This is a genomic window from Chamaesiphon sp. OTE_8_metabat_110 (assembly GCF_031382685.1).
Classification (GTDB): Bacteria; Cyanobacteriota; Cyanobacteriia; order Cyanobacteriales; family Chamaesiphonaceae; genus Chamaesiphon.
On sequence record NZ_JANMZA010000384.1, the window covers coordinates 1 to 7,661 of the forward strand.

General features: G+C 44.6%; 6 protein-coding genes and 1 pseudogene. 3 read left to right on the top strand and 4 right to left on the bottom strand.

From position 1 onward, the window contains the following. Both RMO52_RS14085 and RMO52_RS14090 read left to right on the top strand, forming a co-directional pair. The coding region (locus tag RMO52_RS14085) for a hypothetical protein (RefSeq protein WP_310415276.1) at nt 1–1,144 on the top strand (1,144 nt) is incomplete at its 5' end. Between the two features lie 4 nt (nt 1,145–1,148). Next, complete coding sequence (locus RMO52_RS14090; RefSeq protein WP_310415278.1) at nt 1,149–1,889, top strand: prepilin-type N-terminal cleavage/methylation domain-containing protein; 741 nt, start codon at nt 1,149–1,151, stop codon at nt 1,887–1,889. 53 nt (nt 1,890–1,942) lie between these two features. On the opposite strand, the gene RMO52_RS14095 is transcribed toward RMO52_RS14090, so the two are convergent. The 4 genes from RMO52_RS14095 to RMO52_RS14110 form a co-directional block, all read right to left on the bottom strand. Next, complete coding sequence (locus tag RMO52_RS14095) at nt 1,943–3,313, bottom strand: MATE family efflux transporter (protein ID WP_310415281.1); 1,371 nt, start codon at nt 3,311–3,313, stop codon at nt 1,943–1,945. Nucleotides 3,314–3,482: 169 nt separating this feature from the next. Next, entirely contained in the window at nt 3,483–4,292 is an 810-nt protein-coding gene (locus tag RMO52_RS14100) for a prohibitin family protein (RefSeq protein WP_310415284.1), read from the bottom strand. Nucleotides 4,293–4,554: 262 nt separating this feature from the next. After that, the gene (locus tag RMO52_RS14105; RefSeq protein ID WP_310415287.1) at nt 4,555–5,484 is read right to left on the bottom strand and encodes a bestrophin family ion channel; all 930 of its coding nucleotides are present in this window, start codon (nt 5,482–5,484) and stop codon (nt 4,555–4,557) included. 5 nt (nt 5,485–5,489) lie between these two features. Next, nucleotides 5,490–6,752, bottom strand: a complete 1,263-nt coding sequence (locus RMO52_RS14110) for a dicarboxylate/amino acid:cation symporter (protein WP_310415291.1) — start codon at nt 6,750–6,752, stop codon at nt 5,490–5,492. A 432-nt stretch (nt 6,753–7,184) separates the two neighbouring features. On the opposite strand from RMO52_RS14110, the pseudogene RMO52_RS14115 reads away from it, so the two are divergent. After that, nucleotides 7,185–7,661, top strand: a pseudogene (locus RMO52_RS14115) (anthranilate phosphoribosyltransferase); the annotation flags it as partial.

The window sequence follows — 7,661 nt, forward strand, 5'->3', positions numbered from 1 at the left end:
GATCGATCGAGCATTAAGTGTATCTGAAGCTGGTATAGCCCGATTTCAATCATTTCTCGATCGGCATCGATTTCTAGCAACTAAAGACTTGTCACTCTGGTCGAATACCATTGCGGTGTTGCCATCAGTTCAAACAGGTTGTCACTTAATCAATCTAACTTCTGCAACTACTCAAACTGACCTATTCAAAAATCACAACTGGATCGACTTAGATCCGAGCGATCCGCGCAAAGGTAGATACAAAATAGTTGACTATCAATATCAAAACGGCATTGGAAAATTAACGATAGCTGGTGAAATTAGTCGCTATAATAACTCTCAAAATATTGCTAAAAATACCCTGCTGGCTAAAATACCAGTCGGGAGTGAGTCAGCAAAAATTGCTCCACCAGCATTATGGGCAAATACCTTCGATCTCCATTCTAGCCATAAAATTACGGGACAAGTTCGAGGCGTTACTTGTCCACAATTACCTGCTGTCGATGCTGACGGGATCGTAGGCATCGGCTCTAGCAATATTGCCATAGTCGGCGGTATACCCGGCGGTGAAATTATCGCCGATCCTTTCATCCCCATTCCTCCAGCCAAAACTGCGCCGAATACCGCAATTTCAATATCTGCAGTTACTAGTTCGATTAAGTTTCCGCGACCGGGCGATCTGCACGATGCTAACAATGAATATCATTACTTAGTAGATATCGATAATTTTACTTCTAACCACTCAATTAAGTTACAAGATCCCGATCGGATCGAGCTAAATGTCGCCCCCGGTCAAAAGGTCAACTTGTATCTAAAAGGTAATATAGATTTAGCTGGCAGTCAAACTGCAAATGTCAACTCCAATCATCCCAATCTCCGGATCTATGGTAGCCCCCAAACACTTTTATTAACCATTAAAGATACTGCCTCAATTACCGCATTTATCCACGCGCCATTCGCCAATGTTAAAAGTATCAGTGCAGCTCCTGCCAATCCCAGTAAAAATATTACTGGTGCAGTTTGGGTCAACAGTTGGGATTCGATGACTAGTCCAAATAATTTACCGATTATCCAGATGGGTGACTGGGCTGATTTTGGTATTGCAAAACCTGCACAACCATCACAACTCAGTCCAATTAGTTCTTGGCAGCGCGTAGAAGGATAATCTTATGAACAGATTTAAATGTTGGGTAGTTTTAAGTAGAGCGAAAACTCAAAAGGGATTTACATTAGTTGAATTATTAGTCGCGATCTCGATTACCGGGCTAGTTATTAGTTTAGCAGGTAGCGGATTATATGCAATAATGAAGGCCAATCAGCGCAGTCAAATCGAAACGGCAGATCGACTCGAACTCGAACAAGCGCTGGCATTTATGACTGACGAAATCAAAATGTCTAGGGAAATTAAGACCGACAGTATTTCGTCGCTAACAACTAATAATCACTTTCGCGAGGCATCAGGAATCGATCTTCCTCAACCAATTCTAGTTTTATATCCAGCTTTAAATAGTGGCCTAACCGATCCAATTGTGTACTATTTAGCAGAGCCACCTAATCGTAGCGTTTGGGCTGGATCTAGGGTAATTTATCGCTGGGGGCCGACTCTCAAGCAAAATGGTAACTATAGTGATGGCAAAGGTAATGATGTCACCCAACTGCTTCCTGGTGCTCCAGTAAAATATTATAACGAAGTGTTAGTCGATCGCATTAGTAATGTAGCTTCAGCACAGGCGAAAATCTCTTGTGAGAGTAGTTATAGCGATGCTGCACCAATTGTAACTAGTCGATTGGGATTTTATGCCTGTATCGCACCGGATAAAAAATCCGTGAAACTATGGATGTATAAACAACCAAGTGCATCTGCTAAAAGTCAATCGGTAAATGCGTTAGTGGTGACGCGCAGTAACTAAATAACGAATGACTATTTGAGTTCTAGGATTATTGAACCAGGTAAGTAGTCAAATTATTTGACACGAACTAAGTGATGAAAACGCCAGAAAAACATCACAGCAGAAATGGCAATTCCGATCGATTGCCCGATCCACAAGCCATTGCCACCTAGAGAGGTATGAAAGCCCAACCAGTAGCCACTCGCTAAACCAATACCCCAAAAGGCTAAGAAACTCAGGATCATCGGAATCCGGGTATCTTGTAGCCCATAGAGGGCACCCATAATAATTTTCTGAGGGCCATCTAAAATCTGAGAAATGGCAGCGATGGTCATCAATCCGGTGGCTAAAGTGACGACATTTGTATTGCGAGGATCGCTAATATCGATAAAGATTCCGATAATTTGACGGGGAAATATGAGTAAAATTGCTGCCATCAATATCATAAATCCTAACCCGATCGCAGCGCCGATATAACCAGCCCGAGTCGCGCCGATTAATCCATTTTGTCCGATCTCTTGTCCCACTCGAATAGTAGCGGCATAAGACATTGCCAATGGCACCATAAAAGTAATGGCGATCGTTTGCAGGACGATTTGATGCGCTGCTAACACTTCAGTACCAAGCGAACCCATCAAATAGGTAACGATCGCAAATAGTCCGATTTCTAAAGCAGTGGCAACGCCAATTGGGATGCCTACCCGCAATAATGATGCGATCGTTTGGCGGTCTACTCGATAAATTTGACGGAAAAATTGATAGGTTTTGAGTTCTTTTTGGGTGAGGATATAGCCGACTAGAGCTAAAAACATCACCCAGATGGCCAAGATACTAGCTAATGCTAAACCAGCGATGCCCAATTGGGGAAATCCAAATTTACCAAAACCTAAAACATAGTCACCGATGATATTAATTATCGTCCCACCGATCGCGATCGCCATGATGATGCGAGTGTGAGACATTGCTGCGACAACGCTACGCAGCAGGGCAAAACCCAAAGCGGGAAAAAAGCCCCACACCATAATATCGAGATAAGTATTGCCCAAAACTACCGTCGTCTCAGCCTGTCCTAACTGCCGCATCAAGACATCAAAGTTGGCAATACCAAATGAGATCGGTATAGCAATACAGAGCGCGAGCAAACAGCCTTGCTGAACTACCCGCTCGATCTCGGGTTTATTGCCAGCGCCGTAAGCAGTAGCAACGATCGGACTGACACCCATGAGCATCCCCGATGACGTATACAGAAATACGCTGAAAGTTAGTGCCGCTAATCCACCCGCAGCGAGGGTTTCTAGCCCGATCCGACCCATCATTAATGTATCGACAAAGCCGATCGCGGCTTGAGATAGTTGGACGCCTGCTAGGGGCATAGCTAGTTTTAAAAAGGCGGTAACTTCACTATAAAGTAGCGATCGAGTCAATATGGATCTGCTGTTATTCATCCTATTTAAATTGTATAAAGACTGTCATCGAATCTACTCGCGATCGTCGGCACAGCTTAGCATCCGCTGCTTGGTGCAACACATGCGGAGGGAACCTCCGCGTGTTTGCATCCGCAATTCTCAATTCTCAATTCTCAATTCTCAATTCTCAATTCTCAATTCTCAATTCTCAATTCATCTTGTTAGGTTCGATATTGATGAATGGTAGCGCCCCATTTCCGCCCATTACTTGCGGGAATTTACCATCCCATTTATCGATCGCTTGTTTTTGTAATAGTTCGGCGGTAAGAGTTTCCCGTAATAAGCGCTGGGCTTCGGCTTGACCCTTGGCTCTGTTGATAGTGGCTTCGGCTTCTTGCTCGGCTTCTTGCGCCACATAGACCGCTCTTTGAGCGCGTTGTTCGGCAATTTGTTTCTCTTCTACCGCTTTAGAAAATTCGGGCGAAAAATCTAAATCCACAACGCTCGTATCGAGGACGATAATCCCATATTTTTCCAAGCGATTGCCGAGGGCAAGATCGAAATCTTGCTTGAGTTCGTCGCGTTTAGTAATTGCTTCTTCGACTGTCCGCCGAGCAGCAGCAATTTTAAAAGATTCTTGGGTTTGGGGGGCAATAATTTTCGAGACAATATTTTCGAGGGTGCCTTGAGTCCGGCGAATATTGACGACTTGGAGCGGATCGAGGCGGAAATTGATGGCAAAACTAGCGGTAAGATCTTGCAAATCTTTAGTAGAACTCTGGGCGGGAACTTCAAATTTCTGGACGGTAATATCGTAGATATCCACCTTACCAGCCAGCGGCGGTTTGAAGTGAACGCCTTCTAATAGCACGCCATCAGCCGCTTTACCCAAGACGCTGACTACGCCAGCTTGACCGGGATTGATAACTACAAACGAATTAAACCCGATAATCGCTAAAATAACTACAAAGCTAACAGCTAATATTTGTTTCCAGTCAAAATTATTGCGATCGGTCATCTAGGCTACTTTTATCGGTTCACTTACTAGTTTATAACTCGATTCTCTAAAAGAGCATCTGAGCTGACATAAATGTCGCTCGATAGATGAAAGAGACTTTGGTTAGGGGTGTTGGGTTTGATTCTTCTGCTTGGTGGAACGCTATTCACGAAGGACACACCTCAGCGCGATTCCATCCGCAAACCGTCGGGAGACAGAGGCGGACTGCGCTTCATGTGCCGAGACTGCCAGTCTCTAGGCTCTTCATTATCCCAAACTGACGTTAATTTAACTGCTCCCCCGCACTAATTCCATACATACTCGATCGCCGATAATGGGGTTCGATACTGATTAGATCCTCGATATTGCGTTCGATCGTCGTGCAAATGTTATCGAGTGGTAGATCGTTAGGATCGGTACCAAAGGGATTTTCAATCTCAACGCCGATTGCTTCAATCCCAAATAGTGTAAAACTAACTAGTGCGATCGCTGGTGCCGTCCACCACATCAGTTCTTCAACAATTTGAAAAGGTAATAATAGACAGTAGAGCATCAGCAATTGTTTGAGATGAATTGCATAAGCTAATGGCATCGGCGTGCGGAGAATTCGTTCGCAGGCACCAAGCATATCGACTAGGCTATTTAATATTTTTTGCAATTCATTCATTTGAAATAGATCGAGCTGCCCCTGTTCCTGCTTTGCTTGAAGATAGTCACTAATCCAAAATGCGATTTCTAGTGGTGGGTTATTCGCCGACTGAAGCTTGGTAAATTGCGATGCAGAAACCAGCTTTTCTAGCCGCTCGTCCACCTGTTGAGAGCGTAAATGTAATTTAGTTGCCACGGCGAAGGCAACTAATAGCTTTAAGACACGCTCTTTTTCGATGCGATGAGTGAGATCGAGTTCGGCGATCGCGACCCAGATCGATCGCGAGAGATTTCGAGTATTATTGACAATACTTCCCCAAGCTTTACGACCTTCCCAAAATCTTTCATAGGCAGTATTCGTCCGAAATACTAGCAGTAAACCCAATACAATACTCGGAATTATCCCCCCTAAAGCTTTACCAGCAACTTGAATTTTATAAAAAGATAGCACTGAAATAAATAAGCCAAAAGCACCGCACAATAAAACGCGACCAAAAATCGTCGGAATAACCGATCCTTGAACTCTAAAGGCAACTTTAAACCAGCCTGTTTGTTCGATACTCATATTAGTTATTCAATTGGGACGATCGCAATCGTTTCATCGGGAAATTTTTGCTGTTTGCCGTCGATAATAGCACTAACAGTCATATCACCCATTACATTAATCGCCGTTCGACAGCGATCGAGAAACCAGTCTACCGTAATTAGAATGGCAATGTACTCTGTCGGCAATCCCACGGAGGTAAATACCAGTGTCATCGTCACCAAACCCGCTTCGGGGATGCCTGCTGCCCCCACAGATGCCACAATGGAAGTGAGCATCACCATTACTTGTTGTACCAATGTGAGGTTTTGTCCCAGTACTTGAGAGATAAATAGGGCTGACATCGCCTCATAGAGCGCAGTCCCATCGTTATTAAAGTTACTCCCGACTAGCGCACCTAGAGATGCAGACGACTCGCGCAAGCCAACTTTTTCGATCAAGGCGTTGAAGGTAATTGGCATTGTCGCTGTCGAAGATGCAGTCGAAAAAGCTGTAATCAAAGCATCTGAGCCACCCGTCAAAAATTGGACTGGCGATACCCAGGAGCCTAGTTTGACTCTGGTGAGATAATAGGCTGCTTGTAATAATAGTGCGATGATGACAGCTACGACAAATGAGCCTAATGCTTTAAATGGAGCAAATCCTTGAATGGCAATTGTTTTAGCAACAATCCCAAATACAGCGATCGGCACTAAGGCAATTACCCAATGCAAAATCCCAATTACTGCCTCAAATAAGATCCCGACTCCTTGCTCTATCGATAGGTATTCTTGCCGATTATTTTTGATTTGTTCGGTTTTAATCGCTCTGAGGATAATCGCAAAAGATAAGGCTACGAAAATCAGGGAAATAACATTATTATCTACTAATGGTTTCAGAATCGAATCGGGAATAATATCGGCAATCAACCCCCACGGATCGAGTTGTTTGACGGTACTCTGGGTAGTTGACGAAGTGGCTAAAGATTGTCCCCCCGCTCCCGGACGCAAGCCATTAGCAACTAGCAACCCGATGCCGATCGCGACGAGTGTATTAGTGACTAACAAAATCGATAACTTTCGTCCAGAATTACTCGGAATCTCGGCTGTCAGAAATGTATGAATAATCGCCAGGAAAATCAGTGGTGTTGCTAACGTGCGGAGTGCTTTAAGAATCAAAGTACTTGGTAATGCCAAATGTTCGATAATATCTTTTGATAAAATCGGCTTGCCCGCTCCCAAAAGCACACCAACGATGACAGCAATAATTAAAGCAATAACAATCTGTAAATATAAGGGAATTCTCTTCATAATGCAGTTACCAATTTAAATGAGAGCTATGAGTCCGAATCTGGTATGGGCACTCCTATCCTTTCACTTGGGAGTAAATAATTAAATTATGACGTATTGTTTGAGTCTTATTTTACGCTGACATCGAACGTCGTAGCCATTCGATGTCTAGTTCGCTACGTTTACACCAAAACTACTTCTAAGTGTTCGGTTCTCAGAGTGTGTCTGAAATGTTGCTAACGTCTAAAACCGCCGCGATCGTGGCAAAAGACCGAAGTTTTCTGCAACCTGCGTAGGCAGGTTTTGTACAGTAGCCGCGATTTCAATCGCTAGGCTACCAAATCTGGGACTTTTCAGACACCCTCTGATTCCGTAATGCGCGATCGGACATCGATTGGTAAGAAGAGCGAGTGGAAATGATAAGATTCAGTACTTATCCAGATCGCGCGGCTCATGAGCATCTCTCCTAACCCCACCACTCCAATCGCTTGGTCATTAATACTCCAGCAACTGCTAGACAAGCAATCACTCAGCCAGCAACAAGCCACTAGGCTGATGCAGGGCTGGTTACAAGATGAGATTTCTCCAGTGCTATCTGGGGCAATTTTAACGGCACTGGAAGCCAAAAAAATTACCGCGGCCGAGTTAGCGGGAATGGCACAGGTGTTGCAAGCTCGATCGATCGAGCATCCCACTCCCGTCATCGATACTTGTGGAACGGGCGGCGATGGAGCCGCGACATTTAATATCTCCACCGCAGCGGCGTTTGTAGCCGCAGCAGCCGGGGTAAAAGTCGCCAAACATGGAAGTAGGTCGGCATCGAGTCGCGTCGGTTCTGCGGACGTATTGGAGGCTCTGGGCGTCAAGCTCTCAGCTCCCCCCGATCGCGTTACCGCTGCGCTAGATGCAGTCGGGATTACCTTTCTATTT

Bases quoted from the DNA above. Each gene is read 5' to 3' on its own strand.
- RMO52_RS14105 (WP_310415287.1), bottom strand. From the start codon at position 5,484: ATGAGTATCGAACAAACAGGCTGGTTTAAAGTTGCCTTTAGAGTTCAA.
- RMO52_RS14100 (WP_310415284.1), bottom strand. From the start codon at position 4,292: ATGACCGATCGCAATAATTTTGACTGGAAACAAATATTAGCTGTTAGC.
- RMO52_RS14110 (WP_310415291.1), bottom strand. From the start codon at position 6,752: ATGAAGAGAATTCCCTTATATTTACAGATTGTTATTGCTTTAATTATT.
- RMO52_RS14095 (WP_310415281.1), bottom strand. From the start codon at position 3,313: ATGAATAACAGCAGATCCATATTGACTCGATCGCTACTTTATAGTGAA.
- RMO52_RS14090 (WP_310415278.1), top strand. From the start codon at position 1,149: ATGAACAGATTTAAATGTTGGGTAGTTTTAAGTAGAGCGAAAACTCAA.